Raw genomic sequence first — 20,258 nt, forward strand, 5'->3', positions numbered from 1 at the left:
AAACAAAGCATGGGTTCTGTTCTAAAAACATTCCAACCTGCTACCTTAAATTATTGTATTAAAATCTATTATCCCAAATTAAAATTTCACAATTCAGTAGATCTTTTTTATTTAAATAAATATAAAAATTATGATTTTTACACTTCAAAATTAACTAAAAATGAATATTTAGCATTCTAGCTATATTATTAAGCACATTATGTACAATTGGCAGTTCATTTAACTTGTACAATACAAAAGCTATAATTCCTACCATAAGTATGACTTTAAATATCTTGCCAAGCAATTTTAAAACAATTGCCAGTACTATTATACCAATTACTATATGTATTGGATTTGTACTTATATGAAGATGGAAAAAATTCAGCATTTTTCAAAGTTCTCCTTTGTATTTTATATTACAACTTAATAAAACATATAATCTGTGAATATTATATCACAGTTCAAATTTTTGAGAATATAAAATATAATAAAAAACGGTCTCTATGGTAAAATTTTTCATAGAGACCGCCCCTGACTATGTTACTTTATATCAAGCCCTTCAAACTGCATATTATAGTAGTAGGAATAAGTTCCTCCTTTTTCAAGGAGTTCTTCATGGTTTCCCCTCTCTTTGATTCCTTCATCATCAATAACTATTATTTCATCTGCATTTCTTATAGTACTGAGTCTGTGGGCAATTATAATAGTTGTCCTATTTTTTGCAAGCTTTTCAAGAGATTTCTGTATAAAGCTTTCACTTTCATTATCCAGTGCTGAAGTTGCCTCATCCAATATGAGAATTGGGGGATTTTCTAGAAATACCCTTGCAATTGAAATCCTCTGTTTCTGCCCACCAGAAAGCTTGACTCCTCTTTCTCCAACATAGGTATCATATCCATTATCAAGGCTCATTATATAATCGTGTATATTGGCTTCCTTGGCTGCTATTATTACATCTTCTTCAGATGCTTCCGGTTTTCCATACTTTATATTGTCCCTTAAAGTTCCAGAAAACAAATATACATCCTGTTGAACTATTCCAATGGAATTTCTAAGTGATTCAAGAGCAATATCCCTTACATCTATTCCATCTATCATTACAGATCCAGATGAAACATCATAAAATCTAGGAAGAAGTGAACAAATAGTTGTCTTTCCTCCTCCTGACGGACCTACAAATGCTACTTTTTTACCAGCATCTATTTTCAAATTCACATTATCAAGTATCTGTTTTTGGTCATTATAACTGAAATAAACATTTTTATATTCTATATTTCCCTTTACATTTTTAAGAGTTACAGCATCCTTTTTATCAACTATATTGGGTTCAGTATCAACAATCTTTATAAATCTTTTAAATCCTGCAAATCCCTTCTGGAATTGTTCTGCAAAATTTATGAGTATGTCTATAGGATTTATGAATATATTGATGTAGAGGGCATAAATTGCAAGGTCTGATATTCTCAAAGTTCCTTTTGATATAAAAAATGCACCAGTGACTAGTATTACTACATATAAAAGTCCTTCAAAGAAAGCATTTCCAGCTATAAATCTTCCCATTATCTTGTAACTATGCTCTCTTGAAATACGGTATGCATTATTATTTTTATCAAACTTTTCCCTTTCAATACGCTCATTGGCAAATGATTTTACAATCCTTATTCCCAAAAGGCTGTCCTGAACAGAAGCATTTATATTTCCCATTTTTTGCCTATTATCCATAAATACTTTCTGCATCCTATTATTTTGATAAACTGAAAAAATAACCATAATTACTGTTACTGCCAAAAGTATAATGGTCATCTTAGGATTAATAAATGTTAATATTATAAATGAACCTATTATCTTGACTCCTGAAATAAATACATTTTCCGGTCCATGATGTGCGAGCTCCGATATGTCAAACAGATCTGATACAAGTATTGACATCATCTGTCCCGTGTTCTTTTCATCATAATAGGAAAAAGGCATCTTTTGAAGATGGTAAAATAAATCCTTTCTCATGTTGTTTTCCATTCTAGCCCCCATAATATGCCCCCAGGAAGCAATAAAATACTGACAAAAATATTTAACTGCATATATGGCAATCAGTATTATTCCTATGTAAGGTATCAAATGAAGTATAATATGTTTGTCCATTGTAAATACAGTCCTTGAAAGATAAGTCAAAATAAGGGGAAACGACAGATCAACCAAAGACACAATTAAAGCACAGAACAGATCCATATAAAAAAGGAATTTATAAGGTCTGTAGTACTGTATAAACTTTTTTAATATACTCATAAAGTTTATTATCATCCTTTCTATATTGATTTTTACTGTAAAAAGTTTTACTGACCATTATAACACGCTGGATATAGTGTGTAAAGCTATTGCACTACTTATGGAAGATGATAGAAGAAAAAAACCATGCCTCTTATTTTTCAAAATTACTTAAAGAAATTGTCTGATTGCAAAGACTGCGGGATATCCTCCAACAGTCTTATTTTATAACTTTATTTACAATGTTATGAATGTACCAAATTTATCTCATTAGCTATACTTAGCCATTACATTACGAAGATTTGCAGAATGCCATGTACAATCTGCAATCCTTTTTTTTATATTAAATTCCAGATCAACATTTTCAAAACCCTCAATTGTCATATCCGTTTCTATTTGAAGCCTGTAACTCATAAATTTTTTTCTAAATCCAATGAATTTAATATTTTTATTATTAAAAAAGACGTCTAATCCTTCAAATTTTACTCTTGAACCGTCAACTCCCATAACCAAAATTCCAGAATCACTGAAGTTTAAAATGGCATTGGCAGGTACGGGCAATCCTATAGTAATCCCATCAGCCAAAACTGAACATCCTTTTTCATAATCATACTCTTTATCCTTCAAATGTTCTTCTATATCTTTTTCTTTTATAAATAACCCCAAAACATATTCTCCAATCCAATATATTTTCCATGATTATACGTTTTTTTCACTTTTATTCAAGGCATGATTTTTATACATAGTCCTACTTAACCAAATATAAAATATTCCCAAACATATAAGCAGAATTCCCATATAATTTTTAGTGCTTATTCCAATTATGCCTGCAACTATAAAACAAACACTTGATACCATCAATAACTTCCACTTTTTTGAGCTCTTCATACTTTCATCTCCTGTAATTTTCCACTATTTATATCCATTACTTGTATAAAATTATATCATATTTATTTAATTTATGTACTTATGGCTTGATGTTATAAAACATTATTGATATTTATACTATATCAACATTAAAACAAGTATATAAAAGTCAGGGCAAACCCTTTTGCCCTGACTGGATTCTATTTGGCAACAGCCTGTTTTACAGCCTTTACTGCATTTATCTTTCCATATCCATAATATATGTTTCGATGTTGGGTACCAATTTTATCTGTTGATTCATCAAGTATTTGTGCTATCTGGGTTGAATTCAAATTCGGATTTGCAGCTTTTACCATAGCCGCAACTGAAGATACTATAGGTGATGCCATTGACGTTCCCGTCATAAAATAATATTGATTATTGAGTTCCACACTTAAAATATTGTCCCCTGGTGCTGCTCCCTGCACATTGTAACCGTAGTTCGAATAATATGATTTTGAATTTCGCATATTTAAAGCCGATACAGTAAATACATTGGAATTAGATGCAGGTGAATAGTCTTTTACATCTGCATTGTCATTTCCTGCTGCTGCTACAACAAAGGATCCCTTGGATTTTGCATATTGTATTGCTGAATCTATCTCAGGTGCCGATCCTTTTCCTCCAAAACTAAGGTTTATTATATCTGCACCCTTGTCTGCTGCATATTGTATACCTTCTGCAATTATATCGGAATCACCTGTTCCGGAACTATCCAGTACTTTCACAGGAATAATTTCAACATTTAAATTTCCAGTTACCCCAATAAGATCCTTACTCTTTACATTTGAATTTGTAGCTATAATCCCAGTTACCCCTGTTCCATGTCCACTATCATCCATTGCATTTGAATTATTGGAAATAAAATTATAACCATCTGAGACATCAATTTTCCCTTTTAATAGTGAATTATTATAATCTACACCTGTATCAACTACAGCTATTTTTACAGTTTTTTTCTGGCTTATATTTGACCATGCACTATCTGCCATTACATCTGGAATATCCCACTCTAGACTTCTTGCAGAATTAACATTCATTTTTCTTGAGTATCCATCAATTTTCATTTTGACTGGATTTCTTATGCTCCTTATATTCTTGACTTTAGACAAATCTTTTTTCAGTGTATTTTTAGAGATATCCTCAGAGTACACAACTGCTTGTCCATTAGATAGATCCTTTACCTCAGCCTTAGGAATACTGGACTTTATCTTGCTAATATCCTGTTTTGAAGATACTGTAACTATGTATCTTGAAGTATTCATTTTCAGTTGATCTTTATAAGTGCTTGCACTAACATTTTGAAAAAGTCCAAGTATTATAAAAATACCTGCCAACAGAGAAAGTATTTTCTTTTTCATAATATCAATCACTATCCCATCATAAAAAATTAAATTTGTATTATTTTTTATAATATAATTGATTTTAATTTACGATACTCATATATATCACCTTCTCCTATAAAATATTACATATATTTAGATTTTATAAATCATTCCTTAAAATTCACTTAAAATTATGTGAGAATTATGTGAAATATACTTTAATTTGGCATGTGTTTATCTCAACATAAAATATATTACTACATTTATTAAACTATATTTTTCATCTTGTCATTTATATTTTTGTATCTATATACACCAAATACCATACCACTTATACCTAAAACTGCAAAAATTATTCCAACCACGTATGTAAAAGTTGTATCAAACAATTTTATAAGAGTAATTGCTACAGCAATTAAACTCACCCCTGTTCTTATATATGCCAGTAGGGTTCTTTCATTAGCAAGGAGAGTTCTGTCCACTGCAAGAAAATCTCTCAATATCATTTCATCTTTATTGAATTTATAGACCCTTTTATCCCTATTTAAAAAATTACTCATATACATCAACTCCATAAATTCTTTATATCATAATATTATTGATTTTTCCAATAAATTTTTATATAATTAATTGACATGCATATATTAACGTGATAATGTTTATGTACAAGTATTAAACCGTAAAAATAAATATTGAAAGCGCTTAATCAATTATGAACGGGAGAACCACTTTTGGGGTGAATCTTGTATTAAAACAAGTAGGGTTAATTTCTTCGATCCGAATCCGTCAGCTAATCTCGTAAGCGTTGAAGAGAAGTTTTTTGGTATGTAAATTATGAATTTTATTTTTAATATACCTAAAATTAAGCTGCAGAGACTTCTCTCTGCAGCTTATTATTTTTGGGAATTAATAAATTACACGCAAGGGGGAACAGTGTAATGATACTAACTAATTATAAATCAGATAATTATTATGCTAGAATAAATCAATCAAAAATATACGTAGATTACGTAAACAGCCTTGCAAAAATAGTTGACTTTCATAATATATCAGTTCAAAATATAAAAAGATTGGTACACTTTGCTTCAAGGCAGCATTTAGGCAAAATTATTTGTAATTGTGATGCCGCATCATTTAAGAATTTCATTAAAGCAGGATTTAAACTGGAGGGTAAAATAGACAGTTATTTCAAAGGTGAAAGTGCATTTTGTATGTCTTATTTTATTAGCAAAAAGAGAAAACTATATAACAAGCATTCAATGGAAAATTTAATTTTAAGACAGAGTTTAAATGCAGAAATCACTTTTGTACCTGATACTACTTTAAAATATAATATAAGATATGCGGAAAAACGTGATGCAAAACAGATGTCGGAACTTTTCTCAAAAGTATTTTTCAAATGCCCATCTCCACTGTTTGACGAGAAATACTTAAAAGATAACATGAATAAAAGGATATTGTATAAGGCAGCTGTATACAATGGGAAAATTATAAGTGCAGCTTCAGCATATTTAAATAAAGAAGATTTAAATGCCGAATTAATAAACTGTGCAACCCATCCAAACTATAGAAATAAAGGAGTAGTATCTAATATTATATCCTCTTTTGAATCAGACTTGATATCTATGGGATACATGGGCGTATACAGTTTATCACGTGCTGCATGTACGAGCATTAATTTTGCCTTAAGTAAAAACAACTATAAATTCAGGGGAAGATTGATAAACAATTGCAATATATATGGAGAATTTGAAGATATGAATATATGGGTCAAGGATTTTAACAATTAATTTTACAAATGTCCTCAATATCATTTTAACAAATTAGTAAAAAAATAGCCAATATATCTAAATATGAATCAAATTGTATTGACTATAATAAAAATTTAATTTATAATTTGCCTCATAAATGAAAATTTGAAAAGAGGATGTGTAATTATGAAAAGTGAAAATGTTGTAATAGAGGTTTTAGAATCCAAATGTGATCATTACAAACCTGGAGATAAAATATATATAAAAGACGCACTTATAGACATGGAGAAAACAAAAAAAGTTTGTGTTATGGCACTTCAGTCATTTTTTCCATTTGTATTTGCTGCCAGGAAGGGCGTAACTCCCCAACAGGTTGGATTTGGAGATAAATTTATAGTTCAATGTCCCGACTACTGTGAACCAGTTGTCTTTGAGATAAAAAAGGAAGACTAGCCTAATTGGATTGTATCTGCAGGATGTTACCAGCATCCTGCCTTTATATGTTATGATAGTTTTACTATAATGGCTTGAAATTGGAAAAGAGGTACGACTCAATTGGCTCAAATAATTCAATATACAAATTAGATCCATATAAAAAATTAACAGAAGAACAGGAAAACTAAAAGAATCCATATTCAGATTCTGCTATAGCCACCAAAATGATGAACATGCTATATTTTTAATTAAGGGGAACTCAGGAACTGGGAAGAGACTCCTTTTAAGCTCAATAAAGAGATGAAATAATTGTTTTTTCAGACAGATATGAAGATAGGGCCGCATATATGGGGAGTCCCAATATAGACTCTCCAGATGAAGCCAAGTCCAGAATCATATTAAACTCCATAAATGTACTTATGACACGTGGAAGAAAAGGCATGTACATTTACGCAGCAGATAAAAAGCTAAGGGAAAAATTACTGTCCCTTAGATAAATAAGTATTGGGGACCTGACCCCATACTTGTCCATACTACCAGTTTATATTCTGTTTTACTTGAGCTTTTGGTCCCAGCTTTACATCTTTTAGTGCATATTCTTTGAACCTTTGATACCCGGTCCTATCTACAATATAACCTATATGCTCTTTTCCACCTGGAGCATTTTCATCTATATAATCTTCTATATAGTCATAGGTATTCAATATTATTTTTATAATACTCTCTTCATCTATCCACTTTATGAAATTTTGGGAAAGTCTTGGATTTTTCTTTCCCGTTCTTCCCATTATAAAAAGATTGTAATATTTTTCACTGCTTCTTGTCCATGCACCTGTTGGACATTTTCCTATACATTCACCACAACCTATACATTTTTCAGGATCTCTTATAACCTTGAAATCCTTGAATGTCAGTGCATCTGCAGATCTCTTCCTGCAATTGTTCACACAGGCCCTGCAGCCTATACATCTATAGCTGTCATACTGTGGCTCCGTCATTCCCATAATTCCAAAATCATGCATTCTTGACTTTATGCAGTCATTGGGACAGCCTGTCAGTGCTATTTTTACATGCCTGTCATTTGGAAATATTGCCTTCTCTATTTTTTTTGCAAACACAGTAGTATCATAATTTGCAAAAGTACAAACCCTGTTTCCTATACAGGCGCATACATTTCTAGTACCTGAAGCTGGATATCCATTGCCAGGACTTTTCTGATTTATTTCAAGTCCTTCGATAACAGGCTGTATTATCTTGTTTATTACAGGAATGTCTTTCATATCAATGCCTGGTATTTCAAATCCCTGCCTTGTTGTCATATGAACTGTACCATTGCCATACTGCTCCGCCACCTTCTGAAGTACAGTAAAATATTTTGCCTTAAGATATCCTCCCGGTACTCTTATTCTTATAGCCGTATTTCCTCTTTCCTTGGTTATCCTAAAAGCATTTTTCTTAAGCTGTTTTGTATTGATATCCATATTTTCACCCCCTACTCTAATCTACAAGATGTTTGGCTTTTGTATAATTAAACACAGGTCCATCCAAACATATATAAGTATCATTCATTCTACAGTGTCCGCACTTTCCTATACCACAGCACATCTTTCTCTCATAGGAAACCCAAAGGTTTTCTTCTCTGATTCCTTTTTTCAAAAGTTCCTGAATGGTAAATTTCATCATTATAGGAGGGCCTACCACAATAGCCTGAGCTCTTTCCACATTTTCAATTTTAATATCCGCAATATAATTTGTAATCAATCCAGTATTGCCATTATAGTTTTCACCGGCCTTGTCTACAGTTAGAGTCACGTTCAAATTCTTTTTCCATCTTTCTATATCATCTTTAAATAACACATCTTCCAGTGATTTAAATCCCATTAGAACATTGAGATTTTTAATTTCCCCTCTATTATCAGAAAAATGATCTATAATGGCCTTTACAGGTGCAACTCCAGTTCCTCCTGCAGCTATAACAAGCTCCCTTTTTTTGTATATATCAACATCAAATCCATTTCCATAAGGACCTCTCATGAAAAGTTTCTGTCCTGTTGAAAATGTATGAATAATATCCGTAACTACTCCAACACGCCTTATTGTCAAATCCACATATCCATTTTCTATTCCACATACAGATATAGGGGCTTCACCGTATTTTGGAATTGATACTTCAAAAAACTGTCCAGGCTTTACTTCACCTTTGAACTCCATTCTGAAAGTATAATCAATATCCGTATGTTTTTTAATATCAATTATTTTGCTCACTTCCGGCAAATATACATTTTCCACTTGTCTCACCTCCACAAACTGAATTACTTTGACAATTTATTTATGCACTTAGAGAAGGATATATACTCCGGGCAGGAATCATCACATCTTCCGCATCCAACACACATATTATATCCAAATCTTTTCTTGAAATCAGAAATTTTATGCAGTACTTTAAATCTCATTCTATCACCCTTGTCCTGCCTGAAACTGTGCCCACCTGCTATGTCCGTATATCCATCCACTTCACATGAGCTCCATACTCTTCTTCTTTCTCCTGCATTTTTATTTTCACTGTAGAAAATATCCTGCATTGAGAAGCATGTACAGGTTCCACATACTACATTGCATCGTCCACAGGCTATACACCTTGATGAATATTCCTTCCATACCGGACTTTTTATTATACTCTCATCCACATTTTCAGGAACATTTACATTTATATCATTTTCCTCAACAAATTCAGGTTTCAGGTCACATGTTTCAGTATTCTCAAAATATTTACCAAAACATTCATCCCTGCACTCTACGAATACTTTTCCATCTCTGTACCTTACAAACATATTGTATTCATCAGTTTTATTACTGTTCATACTTGTACAAAAACAGTTTTCAAAACTATGCTCGCATTCCATAAGGACAAGTTTGACTTTTTGCCTTAGTTCTTTATAATATATATCTTCAAAACCACTTTTCAAATAGATTTGATCCAATCTTTTAATTGCATGAATATCACAGCTTCTCAAAAATAAAAGTATCTTTTTGTCACTGATTTTAGGTTCCTTTACACTATCTTCAGTAAAATAAAAAAGTGTCTGAGTAATTGGAAGAAGTACTTCCTTTGGCGAAAAGTCAGATTTTCTGACAAACTCTATGTCTGCAATGGATTTTATCTTTTCATATCTAACTGAATCAGTATCAGAAAATCTTCCCATACCTTCCATATCTACTGGAGCATAAATATTATATTCTCCACCTATACTATTTAAAAATTCATCAAACTTTTCAGTAGTTGTACTATACCCCATACCACACCTCCTATTTAAAATTATATTAAATATACTACAAACTCGAAAATATGGATATGACACAAATCACACTCTGTAATTATCTTTTAAATTCCTCTAAAATAGGAAGACAGTATGTGAACATCTGGAATTATTATCTTCTTATCGTGAAATTCAACCATATTTTTCTTCTTGAAGTCACTTATACATCTTGATATAGTTTCTCTTGTACTTCCAAGCATATCTGCCAGATAGGTTATGCTTATATCCAGATCTATTAAAACTCCACCTTCAACTTCTACACCATAATCCCTCGACAATTTCCATAGCTTGGCAGCCAGTTTTTTGTCCATTCGTATTGGAACTGCATTTTTCAACTGCCTGTAGAGTCTTCTTATCTTTTTGGACATTGAGGTTAATACTAGACTTGAAAATCTGCAATCTTTAGCCATAATCTCGACAATATCCTGTTTTGAGATACACAGTACCCAACTGTCTTCAAATGCTTCACAGCTTACAGATACGGATGCATTCCCAAATATGTCCTCATTTATCAAATTTCCATTGTCAAGAATATAGATAATTCTTTTCTGTCCATTTTCAGATATCCTGTATACAGTTACCTTTCCATATATCACTATATATATTTCATCTATCCTGTCTTTTTCATAAAACAGTGCATCACCTTTTTTCAATTTTCTTTTAAAGCATTTTTGTTGAAGAATATTCAATGTAGATTCATCCATGTCCTCAAATATTTTTAAATCATCATAAGTAACTTTAATCATTTCCTCATCTCTCTAACGTAAACATAATAATCTGTACATATCCTCTTTTGTATTGATATTGAAAAACATATCCATCCCTGGATCATACCTTGCTATAATATCCTTTTTTATATAAAATGTATTTACAGTTTTTATAAGTTCCTTCACAGACCTTTTATCCTGTTTTAACATTTTCTCTATATATCCCACTAGATTTTTTGAATAAAACCCATTAAATGGTTCAATGTATTCCCTGCCTTCAAATCCTTTAGTAACACATGCATCTACATTAATGTCCTTTATACAATTTTTCATAAATCTTATATAATCCAAATTTATATTAGGCATATCACATGAAATAAAATACACGTATCTACTTGAACTTTCATAGAGTGCTGAATGAATACCTGCAAGGGGTCCACCTGTTCTGAGCTTATCAAAAGCCAATTTACATCCGCTGTATTCTCCATAAAATTTATTGGCGGATATTATTATTTCTTCAAATTCCATTTTAAGATTGGATATCAACATATCCATTACATATCTTCCGCCTATCTTTAGAAGCTGTTTGTCAAATCCCATCCTGGAACTCATGCCGCCCGCCAGAATTACTGCTGTTTTAAATGTATCCATTTTCAATAAAATCTGCTATGGAGCAAGCATCATTCAAATTAAAAACCGAAATAGGCATATCTAAAGGTTCATCACTTGCTATTCCAATATATTTTTCAGGGTCAACTCTTTTTGAATTTTGGTAGAGCAATTCATCATTTATTTTACTTCTGTGTACTTCTATTTTAGGGTATTTATTTTCCCTGAAACCTTCTATAAATACAATATCAATATCATTGAATAATCTCAAGACTTCCTCAATATCCAGTTCTTGAGGTAAAGCCTTCATTATCGCCATTTTACTGAAATTTGATATTATTACGTTGTCTGCACCTGCTCTGGTAAATCTATAAGTGTCTTTACCCTCTTTATCTATCTCAAATTCATGAGTTCCATGTTTCAAAACTCCAACTCTATAATTTCTATCTTTTAAAATTTTCACAAGTTTTTCAATAAGTGTGGTCTTACCGGAGTTGGAACCTGCAGCAATTATGGAAATTACTGCAGGTTTTCTCTTGGTATTAAGATTACCTAAATATGAATTTTCCATTTAAAACACTCCCTGCCTTTACACTTTCATAATCTTTTGGTACTATTACAACACCATTTGACCTAGTTAAAGTATAAAGCGTATTTGAACATTGAGAACCTGTCTGAAATGCATAATATTTTTCACCATGCTTTACTATTTTGACGTATATATTTTTTTCCCTCCCGATTTTTCCATGAAAATCATCTCTTAAAATTACAGGAAATTCACTGTAATTCTGGGAACCTCTTCCCATCATTTTATATATTGCTGGTTTTACAAATTCTTCAAAACTGTTTATAAGTGACAGTGGATTGCCAGGAAGTGAAAATATAAGTTTATTATGATATTCGGCAAATGTAACTGGCTTTCCAGGCTTTACCGCCACCTCCGAAAATTTAACATGAGCTCCTATTTCCTCAAGCACATCTTCTACAAAATCATAGTCACCTGCAGAAGCTCCTCCAGATATTATTACTATATCTGCCCTCTTTAGTGCATCTTCAATTTTAAACTTTATTATTTTTTTATCGTCTGGTATAATACCATAGGATATTGCAACTGCCGATACATTATCTATCATGGCTTTTAAAGAATATCCGTTAGAATTTCTTATTTTTCCATGAGTAAGACTTGACTCTATATCAACAAGTTCATCCCCGGTAAGCAATATTGCAATCTTTGGACTTCCATATATATTGACAGAACTGTATCCAAGTGATGCCATGAATCCTATTTCTGCTGGTCTTATAGCTGTACCTCTTTCAAGTGCCAGATCACCTTTTCTAATTTCTTCTCCACATTTGATTGTATTATTGTACTTTTTAACATTGTTTTCTATAAAAATGCATCCATTTTCCACATGGACTTTTTCTCTCTCGATAACTGCATCTGCTCCAAATGGCAAAGCCGCTCCTGTCATAATCTTGTATGTTTCTCCACTTTTCAGTTCATACTTATTGGTATCTCCTGCCCTGATTATACCTTTTATTTTAAATAACTTTCTTTCACTATCACTGCTTCGAATTGCATATCCATCCATAGCGGACTTGTCGAAATTGGGCAAATTATCTCTTGAATATATATCTTCTGCCAGTACTTTGCCCAAACAGGAAACTATATCTCTATTTTCAATTTTCATCTGATTGGTTTCCTGAACAATAATCCTAACTGCATCCTGTTTGTCAATCATATATATACTCCTTTCCCTTTATTTAGATTTTCTCTAAATTTACAGGTATATATTTATAAGAAGGTTCTTTTGAATAGGTATCAAATACTGAAACAGAAAGTACATTTGTCTCTATATAGTGCAGAGGCGCATACAGTTGGTTTTCTTTAATCATACTACTTAATCTCGCCTTGAATTTACTGTTGTTTCCATTTATAGATGAAATTATTACATTGTCACCTTCTTCTATGCCAAGTGTTTTAGCCAATTTCACATTGAGTATTACATATGCTGCTTTAACAATTGAAGAATTTCCTGAATTTATTTCTCTTGTTCTGCTCTGAGTATGCCACTGGCCTACGGATATTCTGCCCGTATTCAATATATATGGAAATTTTGAATCGACTGGACACGGATTTTCCATTACATTCTCATATATGAACTTCATCTTTCCGTTTTGGGTAAGGTATATATTGTCCTCAAAAAGTCTTCTTTCATCTTGAAGTAATTTGTCCCCACTTTTAAAAGGCCATTGTATCCCTTTGGAGTTTACAAGCATTTCATAATCTATGCCTGTTATATCACAGGGCATTCCACTGCTGAGTTCTTTTATGGTATTAAATGCGTCAAGTGGGGTTTTCCACTTTTCAAGTTCTTGTTTCATTCCAAGAGCTCTCCCTATTCCCAGGAATATATCATAGTCACTCATCTCATCTTTTCCCATATCAATTACAGGTACTACTGCCGACAATCTTCTCTCAGTATTTATAATGGATCCTTGCTTTTTTGTAAGTGGAACGGAAGGAAGAAACAGGTCACATATTTTTGAACTGTCTGTATCTCCATAGAGATCCTGTACTACAAAAAAGTCCAGTTTTTTTACTGCATTTTCAAATTCCTTGTTGTTGGCCCATGAATGCCTGGGATTGGTGGCAATAACCCAAAGTGATTTTATCTCACCCCTATCTATCCTGTTTATTATTTCACTGTAGGGTATAGTAGGCTTTTTAGGAATCTTTTCTTCATCCACTCCAAGAATTTCAGCTGTATCCCTTCGGTGTTTAGGATTGTCAAAGTTCCTTCCTCCATAAAGGGCCGTGGTATTGCTGAACATTCTAGATCCCATTGCATTGCACTGTCCAGTTAATGAATTTGGTCCTGTTCCCTCTCTTCCAATATTCCCAGTCATAACTGCAATGTTTATAATTGCCTGTGCAGTTCTTACAGCCTGATACCCCTGGTTTACACCCATGGTCCACCAAAATGACACTCTCTTTCCATTGTGAATCAACTGCGCAAGTTCAAGCACTCTTTCACTCGATATACCGGTGTTTTTCTCCACACTTGCAATATTATACTTTTTTACATGGTCTCTAAATCCATCAAAATCCATAGTATAATTATCTATATATTCTCTGTCAATCCAGTTGTTTTCTATAAGCGCATTGGCAAGTGTATACAAAAGATAAATATCTGACTTTGGAATTATATCCAGCCAAATATCCGCATTTTGTGCTGTCTCTGATTCTCTTGGATCTATGACCACTATACTGGCAGATTTATTTTTTTTGACTCTGGACCAGGCTACAGGATGGGCGATAGCGGGGTTTGCTCCTATAAATACAAGTGTATCTGAAATTTCAAGATCCTTTAATGTATAGGGAGGAGCGTCAAATCCAAAACTCTGTTTATACGCCATAACTGTAGAAGCCATGCAAAGCCTTGTATTGCCATCTCCATTTATGCCCATGTGTATTCTGCCTACAAGTCCCAAAAGTGCAAGTTCTTCTGTAGTTATCTGGCCTGTGCTTATATATGCAGCACTTTCAACTCCGTATTTATTTTGTATGTACTGCATTTTATCTGCAAATAATTCAAAGGCCTCATTCCATGAAATAGTCCTTTTATTTCCATATTTATCTTTCAGCACAGGTAGTTTATCTTTTCCATATCTACTGCACTGTTTATCAAGATTTATACCTTTTAAACAGGTGAATTTTCCATTCACAGGGTAATCTTTTTTAGGCAATATTTTTTTAATCATATTATCTTCTACATAAAATTCCAGATTACAGGCTAGAGAACAATAATTACAAGTGGACTGTTTTATCTCCATTTATCTCACCTCACTGCCTCTTCACACTTTCTATCTTTTGAAATCAAACCAAGTATTATAGAGGAAATTATTATCAATATTATAAAAATTATAAATCCTCTTGAATAACCTATAAGGCTTTTATTTGATTTATCTATAAAAGATGCCATTAAAGGCGGTATTAAAAATCCTCCAAATGCACCTATTCCGCCTATCCATCCAGATGCTCCTCCAATTGCCTTAGGTATAGCTCTTGGTACTATCTTGAATACTGCAGCATTTACAGCTCCCATGCCTACAGCCAGAAGCAATATTCCTACAACAGATAAAGGAATTGATGAACTGAACACCATGCATAATGTACCTAATATTGATATAAATAGAGCAATGGCAGCTGTTCTTTCTCCTCCATATGAGTCTGCTATTTTACCTGTACATGCTCTTGTTATGGAAGTTACTATTGAATAAAGTGCAGTAAGAAGTCCTGCATATTTTATGCTCAATTTAAAAAATCCTGTCCAATAAGTAGGAAGCCAACTTGTAAGTGCCATGAACCCTCCAAAGGTAGTAAAATATATAATTACAAGTGCCCATGTTTTCCACATTCCAGCTGACAAAACCAGGCTTTCACTCGCCTTATCATTGGGAAAGAGTTCCTGTCCATATTTTTCATTTGCTATTTTTCTTGCTTCATCTTTCTTAATGCCTTTATCCATAAGCTGAAAATACCATGCATTCTGACCTATAAATATATAAATTATAGTTCCTATAACTAGAAAAATAAGCCATGCAAGATATGAGCCTGATAATCCCCAAAGTGGAATTGCTATATTGGGAACTATAATCATGAATATTCCAGGTGCTATATTTCCTACACCTGCATAGATTCCAAGTGCAGATCCCTGCTTGTCCTGTGGAAACCAGTAAGATGCCTGGCTTACACCTACAGAAAATGTAGCTATGCCACAGCCTGACAGGAGTGCAAGAATAAAGAGAACCCAGTAATATTCACTTAGATTCTGCCTAAAAAATGCCATGACAACGTATAACCCAAACATTCCAATTATAGAAAGCACCAATAGTACGATAAATGGTTTCCTTCCACCTGTGGTATCCACCCAGGCAGCAAATGGTATTCTAAGGAGAGAACCTGATAAAGACGGTGCTGCTACAAGAAGTGCAAGCAGAATAGGGCTGACTCCTGAAAAACTATTTTTAAAAAGTGCCGCAGTGGAGCCATAAAGTGCTACTGCTGCAAAACCTATAAAGAATCCTAAAGTAGCTCCTGTAAGCCCTTGCTTTGAATTTCCTTTTAAATACAAATCATTCATAATGCCAAAACCTCCATCTATAAAATTTATTGTTACAATAATATCATAGTTGGCTGCTTTTAACTGTGATATATATCACGATTTATTTAAAATATTATCAATATTTTATATTTTACCGTGTTATAATGATAATCTTTAAATTATTTATGTGTATATTTTTCAATATTTTATGTATCATAAAAAGATTTTGAAATAATAAATAACAGTTGAATAAAAAAAGGATGACCCAAAATAATATTTGAGCCATCCCTATATCTATAATATATTGCACTTTACACCAAGTTTAATTTATTTTGAATTTACTTATCAAATCAGAAAGTTTTTCTGCCATTTCAGCCTGTCTTTGAGAAGACTCTGAAATTCCTTCAACAGCTTTTGTAACTTCGCCTACACTTCCAAGTATCTCTTCAGAACCTGCAGCGGATTCCCCTGCTGTAGATGCTGCATTCTGTATGGCAGTACTTACCTGGGATACAGCTTCGTGCATCTGTTTTGAAGAGATGTCTATTTGATTGGATATATTATTTATAAATTCAGAATCCTTCTCATACTGAATTCCCGTATCCATAAGGAACTGATAATCCGGTTTGACACTATTTGCTATGTATTCAAGCACTTCTTTGCTGCTGTCGGATAAATTCTTAAAAGCTGCTTCTACAGCCAGTACCATTTTGTTTATATTTTCAACGGCATTTGATGATTCTTCCGCAAGTTTTCTAACTTCATCTGCAACTACGGAAAATCCTTTTCCCTGCTCACCAGCTCTTGCTGCTTCAATAGCTGCATTTAATGCAAGAAGATTAGTCTGCTCGGCTATATTTCCAATGGAAGCTGCCATTGTCTTTACTTCTGAGACTACCTTTCCAGCTTCAATAGCCTTTAAAATTCTATTGTTCTTTTCTTCATATACAGATGTACTCTCTTCTATGCTTTTGGAAGCTTTCTGCTTTATTTTTACAGCACGGTTTTTTATTTCAACAGATGATTTTGCAGCCTCATCAGCTTTTCCTGAAAGTTCACTTGTATTTGATTCCATTTCCTCTGATGATGCACTTATTTCTTCTGTAATACTGCTTAAATTTTGTGATCCATCAGCTATTTGCCCTGTCGACTCATTTACGGAGGACATCATTGATGATATTTCCTGAGTTGTAGCAGATAAATCCTGACTGGAATCATTTATATCTTTTATGGTTTTCGTTACTTCACTAATAAGATTATTTATACTTTTATTTGCATTGTTTAATCCATTGGCTATTATACCAAACTCATTTGTGCTTGAAATATTCAAGGATTTGGTCAAATCCCCATCACTCATAGAATTTGTAAATGCTAAAATTTCATCAAGTACTTTACCTGTAATACGAGAAAGGAAATTGCCCAATAGTATTGCAATAGCAAATCCAATTATGGTGAGTATCATTATAGTAAAAAAAGCTGATTTAAATATGGAATTGCTATTATTATTTCTGTCCATGGACTTTTGTGATTCCACCTTAACCAGGTCTTCTATCGTAGATGTCACCTTTTCTCTATAACTTGCTGACTTTCTATTTAAATTCATGGCATCGTCATACTTTCCTGCAGACATTGCATCAAAAATATCATTGATACTATTTCTGTATGCAGCTAAATTATTCTCAAGTTGTGAAATCATATCCTTCTGATCAGAATCTGAATTGGTTTTTCTGTATGAATCCAATATGTTGTTATTTTGCTTCATATATGAATCCAACTGCTGTATTGTCTTTTGAGTCCCATTTTTATTATGGCTTTCCACCAAATTTATTATATCCAATCTGGCATTTAAAGTATTGCTATCTAATTTATTAAGATTTCTAATATCAAGCAAATTTTCATTATATAGTTTTTGGGAAGATGAATTTACTCTCCCAATATCTATAATACCTATTGCACCTACTATTACAATAAATGCAGCTACTACACAAAAACTTAACACTAACAATTTTTTTACTTTCATATTACTGATGGACTTCACAATATAACCTCCCTAATACATGTTTAAGTTTTATAAACAGAATTAATAAATGCACCTTTACTTAAAAAATTTAATTACTTTAAAATAGTCTCCCAATCGCGGTAAATCTAACCTCGTCAGGAGAGCACATAAAACTTGTTAAGTTATTAACAGATAAATTATAACATCGACAATGTTAGTAATCAATATTATTCGTTTAAAAAGTGTATAATGTTATTATATCTTAAGCGCTTGAAAAATACAATATATTATATAATAATATTTATTATGAAACATTATTTATTAAAAGGAAGAATGGTATTATGGATATTTTTTTAGCACGTCAGCCAATTCTTGATAAGTACGGCAAAATAATAAGCTATGAAATCTTATTTAGAAATAGCGGCACAGGTAATACATATAAATTCAATGATGGTGATGAAGCCACTATCAAGGTCATGCAAAATATTTTAATCAATATTGGCATGGAGAAAATCGTTGGGCATAAAAAGGCTTTTATAAATTTTACTGAAAATATTCTAAAGTCAGATTTATACTCTCTAATTCCATCTGAAAATGTTGTAATAGAACTTTTAGAAGATATTGTTCCAAGTGAGAATGTTGTTAATTCATGCAGAATTTTAAAGAAAAGTGGATTTACAATTGCGTTGGATGATTTCGTATTTAATGACTCATATACAGAACTTGTTAAACTTGCTGATATTATAAAAGTGGATTTTCTTTTAACTAAAGGACAGGAAAGAAAGGGAGTGTTGGATACAGCGAGAAATATAAATCCCGATTTAAAATTTTTAGCTGAAAAAGTTGAAACCTTAGATGAGTTTAATGAGGCCTTATCCCTGGGATATTCCTATTTTCAAGGATATTATTTTAGCAAGCCACAAATAGTTAAGGGGAAAAAAATAGAAGGTAATAAACTGATTTATCTAAAGCTTATAAAGGAACTTAGTTCCAAAAAATTTTCTTTGGAAAATATTCAGAACCTGATAAAAAAGGATGTATCAATGTCATATGAAATATTAAAATTGATAAATTCAGCAAAATATTATTTTAAAAATAAGATTAAATCAATCAACCATGCCGTGTCCTTGTTAGGAGAAAATGAGATAAAAAAATGGTTGTACTTTATATGTATGAAACCCATATGCAGCAACAGGCCGCAAATAGTTATGCTGGAATCCCTGCTAAGAGCTGAATTTCTGGAGAAGCTGGCTAAAAAAACTGCATTAAGTAAAAATTTCTCTAATTTCTACCTAATGGGTATCATGTCTCTTATGGACGTAATCCTCCAAATGCCATTGATCAAAGTATTGGATGAACTTATGATTTCCAAGGATATCAAATATGCATTGACAGGTAGAGAATCAAATTATTACAGTAAAATGCTTGACATAGTAATCTCTTTTAGAACTGGCAATTGGGATAAAAGTATGCTTATGGCATCTTCTTATTTTAATCTCAATTGTAGGGATCTACAAAACTGTTATATGGAATCTATCCAATGGGTGGATGAAGTCACTTTATAAATCCTTTATATTGAATTTTTCGACAAAGTATAAAGGTATATGCGTTTGTGTGTCCGTCTATTATAAAAACAAATTTTAAAAATGTCCGCCTAATAGACGGACACATATATGTGACATACTTTAAATTTATTATATTGGTCTATTGAACAATTAATATATAATCGCCTACCCTCTCTAAAACAGATTTAAAAATAATTTTTAATTTACACCAAAAAGGTATTAATTATTTTCATTTATATCATATAATAATAATTAATCAATAGCAATTATTAATTAGTGAATTTAATAAATG

General features: G+C 32.2%; 20 protein-coding genes and 1 riboswitch. Of the genes, 4 read left to right on the plus strand and 16 right to left on the minus strand.

Annotated features, from left to right (window positions below; translation table 11 throughout):
* Positions 1–154: 154 nt before the first annotated feature.
* The 6 genes from KM800_RS00290 to KM800_RS00315 all read right to left on the minus strand — a co-directional run bounded on the left by KM800_RS00290 (position 155) and on the right by KM800_RS00315 (position 5,035).
* Positions 155–370, minus strand: coding sequence for a hypothetical protein (locus KM800_RS00290; protein WP_217811294.1), 216 nt, complete (start codon positions 368–370; stop codon positions 155–157).
* A gap of 152 nt (positions 371–522) precedes the next feature.
* On the minus strand, positions 523–2,265 hold the full coding sequence (locus KM800_RS00295) for an ABC transporter ATP-binding protein (protein WP_017895147.1): 1,743 nt from the start codon (positions 2,263–2,265) through the stop codon (positions 523–525).
* A gap of 249 nt (positions 2,266–2,514) precedes the next feature.
* The gene (locus KM800_RS00300; RefSeq protein ID WP_017895146.1) at positions 2,515–2,910 is read right to left on the minus strand and encodes a hypothetical protein; all 396 of its coding nucleotides are present in this window, start codon (positions 2,908–2,910) and stop codon (positions 2,515–2,517) included.
* 33 nt (positions 2,911–2,943) lie between these two features.
* Positions 2,944–3,132, minus strand: coding sequence for a hypothetical protein (locus KM800_RS00305; protein WP_017752884.1), 189 nt, complete (start codon positions 3,130–3,132; stop codon positions 2,944–2,946).
* A gap of 179 nt (positions 3,133–3,311) precedes the next feature.
* A complete protein-coding gene (locus tag KM800_RS00310) occupies positions 3,312–4,511 on the minus strand; it encodes a S8 family serine peptidase (protein WP_136710668.1) in 1,200 nt (399 codons plus the stop codon).
* A 230-nt stretch (positions 4,512–4,741) separates the two neighbouring features.
* Positions 4,742–5,035 carry a DUF202 domain-containing protein gene (locus KM800_RS00315; protein WP_017752886.1) on the minus strand — a complete coding sequence of 98 codons (294 nt, stop codon included), beginning with the start codon at positions 5,033–5,035 and terminating at the stop codon, positions 4,742–4,744.
* A gap of 129 nt (positions 5,036–5,164) precedes the next feature.
* A riboswitch (cyclic di-AMP (ydaO/yuaA leader) is annotated at positions 5,165–5,295 on the plus strand.
* Positions 5,296–5,413: 118 nt separating this feature from the next.
* On the opposite strand from KM800_RS00315, the gene ablB reads away from it, so the two are divergent.
* The 3 genes from ablB (at position 5,414) to KM800_RS00330 (ending at position 7,158) form a co-directional block, all read left to right on the plus strand.
* Complete coding sequence (gene ablB, locus KM800_RS00320; protein ID WP_217811295.1) at positions 5,414–6,265, plus strand: putative beta-lysine N-acetyltransferase; 852 nt, start codon at positions 5,414–5,416, stop codon at positions 6,263–6,265.
* 147 nt (positions 6,266–6,412) lie between these two features.
* On the plus strand, positions 6,413–6,679 hold the full coding sequence (locus KM800_RS00325; protein ID WP_017752888.1) for a TIGR04076 family protein: 267 nt from the start codon (positions 6,413–6,415) through the stop codon (positions 6,677–6,679).
* A 290-nt stretch (positions 6,680–6,969) separates the two neighbouring features.
* Complete coding sequence (locus tag KM800_RS00330) at positions 6,970–7,158, plus strand: DNA/RNA helicase domain-containing protein (protein WP_278246131.1); 189 nt, start codon at positions 6,970–6,972, stop codon at positions 7,156–7,158.
* A gap of 36 nt (positions 7,159–7,194) precedes the next feature.
* On the opposite strand, the gene asrC is transcribed toward KM800_RS00330, so the two are convergent.
* The 10 genes from asrC to KM800_RS00380 all read right to left on the minus strand — a co-directional run bounded on the left by asrC (position 7,195) and on the right by KM800_RS00380 (position 18,440).
* Positions 7,195–8,142: a sulfite reductase subunit C gene (gene asrC / locus KM800_RS00335; protein ID WP_217811296.1), complete on the minus strand. Its 948-nt coding sequence runs from the start codon at positions 8,140–8,142 to the stop codon at positions 7,195–7,197.
* A gap of 16 nt (positions 8,143–8,158) precedes the next feature.
* The gene (gene asrB / locus KM800_RS00340) at positions 8,159–8,950 is read right to left on the minus strand and encodes an anaerobic sulfite reductase subunit AsrB (protein WP_217811297.1); all 792 of its coding nucleotides are present in this window, start codon (positions 8,948–8,950) and stop codon (positions 8,159–8,161) included.
* Between the two features lie 23 nt (positions 8,951–8,973).
* Positions 8,974–9,957 (minus strand): anaerobic sulfite reductase subunit AsrA, encoded by a 984-nt coding sequence (gene asrA / locus KM800_RS00345; RefSeq protein ID WP_039652959.1) that lies wholly within the window; start codon positions 9,955–9,957, stop codon positions 8,974–8,976.
* Between the two features lie 86 nt (positions 9,958–10,043).
* Complete coding sequence (locus KM800_RS00350; protein ID WP_217811298.1) at positions 10,044–10,724, minus strand: Crp/Fnr family transcriptional regulator; 681 nt, start codon at positions 10,722–10,724, stop codon at positions 10,044–10,046.
* 12 nt (positions 10,725–10,736) lie between these two features.
* On the minus strand, positions 10,737–11,336 hold the full coding sequence (locus KM800_RS00355; RefSeq protein WP_017752895.1) for a molybdenum cofactor guanylyltransferase: 600 nt from the start codon (positions 11,334–11,336) through the stop codon (positions 10,737–10,739).
* A complete protein-coding gene (mobB, locus tag KM800_RS00360) occupies positions 11,323–11,865 on the minus strand; it encodes a molybdopterin-guanine dinucleotide biosynthesis protein B (protein ID WP_217811299.1) in 543 nt (180 codons plus the stop codon). The genes KM800_RS00355 and mobB overlap by 14 nt, the downstream gene beginning before the upstream one ends.
* Positions 11,843–13,036 carry a gephyrin-like molybdotransferase Glp gene (gene glp / locus KM800_RS00365; RefSeq protein ID WP_217811300.1) on the minus strand — a complete coding sequence of 398 codons (1,194 nt, stop codon included), beginning with the start codon at positions 13,034–13,036 and terminating at the stop codon, positions 11,843–11,845. The genes mobB and glp overlap by 23 nt, the downstream gene beginning before the upstream one ends.
* A gap of 22 nt (positions 13,037–13,058) precedes the next feature.
* Complete coding sequence (locus tag KM800_RS00370; RefSeq protein WP_217811301.1) at positions 13,059–15,131, minus strand: molybdopterin oxidoreductase family protein; 2,073 nt, start codon at positions 15,129–15,131, stop codon at positions 13,059–13,061.
* Between the two features lie 5 nt (positions 15,132–15,136).
* Positions 15,137–16,441 (minus strand): MFS transporter, encoded by a 1,305-nt coding sequence (locus KM800_RS00375; RefSeq protein WP_217811302.1) that lies wholly within the window; start codon positions 16,439–16,441, stop codon positions 15,137–15,139.
* A gap of 283 nt (positions 16,442–16,724) precedes the next feature.
* On the minus strand, positions 16,725–18,440 hold the full coding sequence (locus KM800_RS00380; RefSeq protein WP_217811303.1) for a methyl-accepting chemotaxis protein: 1,716 nt from the start codon (positions 18,438–18,440) through the stop codon (positions 16,725–16,727).
* Between the two features lie 302 nt (positions 18,441–18,742).
* Between KM800_RS00380 and KM800_RS00385 the strand changes: the two genes are divergently transcribed.
* A complete protein-coding gene (locus tag KM800_RS00385) occupies positions 18,743–19,966 on the plus strand; it encodes an EAL and HDOD domain-containing protein (protein ID WP_217811304.1) in 1,224 nt (407 codons plus the stop codon).
* Positions 19,967–20,258 lie beyond the last annotated feature (292 nt).

The sequence above is a fragment of the Clostridium tyrobutyricum genome, assembly GCF_019144085.1.
Lineage (GTDB): Bacteria > Bacillota > Clostridia > Clostridiales > Clostridiaceae > Clostridium_B > Clostridium_B tyrobutyricum_A.

Coding starts and splice junctions, on each gene's coding strand:
- KM800_RS00290 (WP_217811294.1), bottom strand. CDS start 370: ATGCTGAATTTTTTCCATCTTCATATAAGTACAAATCCAATACATATA.
- KM800_RS00295 (WP_017895147.1), bottom strand. CDS start 2,265: ATGAGTATATTAAAAAAGTTTATACAGTACTACAGACCTTATAAATTC.
- KM800_RS00305 (WP_017752884.1), bottom strand. CDS start 3,132: ATGAAGAGCTCAAAAAAGTGGAAGTTATTGATGGTATCAAGTGTTTGT.
- KM800_RS00310 (WP_136710668.1), bottom strand. CDS start 4,511: ATGAAAAAGAAAATACTTTCTCTGTTGGCAGGTATTTTTATAATACTT.
- KM800_RS00315 (WP_017752886.1), bottom strand. CDS start 5,035: ATGAGTAATTTTTTAAATAGGGATAAAAGGGTCTATAAATTCAATAAA.
- ablB (WP_217811295.1), top strand. CDS start 5,414: ATGATACTAACTAATTATAAATCAGATAATTATTATGCTAGAATAAAT.
- KM800_RS00325 (WP_017752888.1), top strand. CDS start 6,413: ATGAAAAGTGAAAATGTTGTAATAGAGGTTTTAGAATCCAAATGTGAT.
- asrC (WP_217811296.1), bottom strand. CDS start 8,142: ATGGATATCAATACAAAACAGCTTAAGAAAAATGCTTTTAGGATAACC.
- asrA (WP_039652959.1), bottom strand. CDS start 9,957: ATGGGGTATAGTACAACTACTGAAAAGTTTGATGAATTTTTAAATAGT.
- KM800_RS00350 (WP_217811298.1), bottom strand. CDS start 10,724: ATGATTAAAGTTACTTATGATGATTTAAAAATATTTGAGGACATGGAT.
- KM800_RS00355 (WP_017752895.1), bottom strand. CDS start 11,336: ATGGATACATTTAAAACAGCAGTAATTCTGGCGGGCGGCATGAGTTCC.
- mobB (WP_217811299.1), bottom strand. CDS start 11,865: ATGGAAAATTCATATTTAGGTAATCTTAATACCAAGAGAAAACCTGCA.
- glp (WP_217811300.1), bottom strand. CDS start 13,036: ATGATTGACAAACAGGATGCAGTTAGGATTATTGTTCAGGAAACCAAT.
- KM800_RS00370 (WP_217811301.1), bottom strand. CDS start 15,131: ATGGAGATAAAACAGTCCACTTGTAATTATTGTTCTCTAGCCTGTAAT.
- KM800_RS00375 (WP_217811302.1), bottom strand. CDS start 16,441: ATGAATGATTTGTATTTAAAAGGAAATTCAAAGCAAGGGCTTACAGGA.
- KM800_RS00385 (WP_217811304.1), top strand. CDS start 18,743: ATGGATATTTTTTTAGCACGTCAGCCAATTCTTGATAAGTACGGCAAA.